This is a genomic window from Bradyrhizobium sp. 142 (assembly GCF_023074015.1).
Taxonomy (GTDB): Bacteria; Pseudomonadota; Alphaproteobacteria; order Rhizobiales; family Xanthobacteraceae; genus Bradyrhizobium.
The window spans coordinates 1-762 of record NZ_JADPKQ010000122.1 but is presented as its reverse complement, the minus strand read 5'-3'; the positions used below and the strand labels follow the sequence as shown (position 1 = coordinate 762).

Annotated in this window: 1 protein-coding gene; it reads left to right on the top strand. The window is 63.4% G+C overall.

The genetic code is table 11. The features are described from left to right. Positions 1–62: 62 nt before the first annotated feature. On the top strand, positions 63–762 hold a 700-nt coding region (locus IVA82_RS12380; RefSeq protein ID WP_346659671.1), incomplete at its 3' end, for a reverse transcriptase domain-containing protein.

Sequence of the window (762 nt, the reverse complement as noted above, 5' to 3'; positions counted from 1 at the left end):
ACGAGGAGGACTTCCTCGGGTTCTCGTACGGGTTCCGACCCGGGCGCTCCGCGCACGACGCGATGGATGCGCTGGCGGTCGGAATCGAACACCGCAAGGTGAACTTCATCGTCGACGCCGACATCCGCTCGTTCTTCGACACGGTGGACCAGCAATGGCTCACCCGCTTCGTCGAGCACCGGATCGGCGACCCGCGCATCATCCGCCTGATCCAGAAATGGCTCAAGGCGGGCGTGCTCGAAGAAGGTACGGTCAGGGTCGGTGATCAGGGGACGGCGCAAGGAGCGGTGATCTCGCCGCTGCTTGCCAACGTCTACCTGCACTATGCCCTCGATCTGTGGGCTGAACGCTATCGACGGCGCGAGGCCACGGGCGACATGATCATCGTGCGCTATGCCGACGACTTCATTGTCGGCTTCGAGTCCGAGGATGAGGCCCGGCACTTCCTCGAAGCACTGCGCGAGCGGCTCAGGGAGTTTGCACTGTCGCTGCATCCTGAGAAGACCCGGCTGATCGAGTTCGGACGCTTCGCGGTGGACAACCGCAGGCGGCGGGGGCTCGGCAAGCCGGAGACCTTCAACTTCCTCGGCTTCACCTTTATCTGCGGCCGATCCAGACGAGGCGAGTTCCAGATCAGGCGCAAGTCTCGCCGCGATCGCATGCGGGCAAAGTTGAAAGCCGTGAAGCGGGAGCTGCGACGGCGCATGCATCAGCCAGTTCTCGAACAGGGTAAATGGCTGCGGCAGGTCGTCACCGGCTACT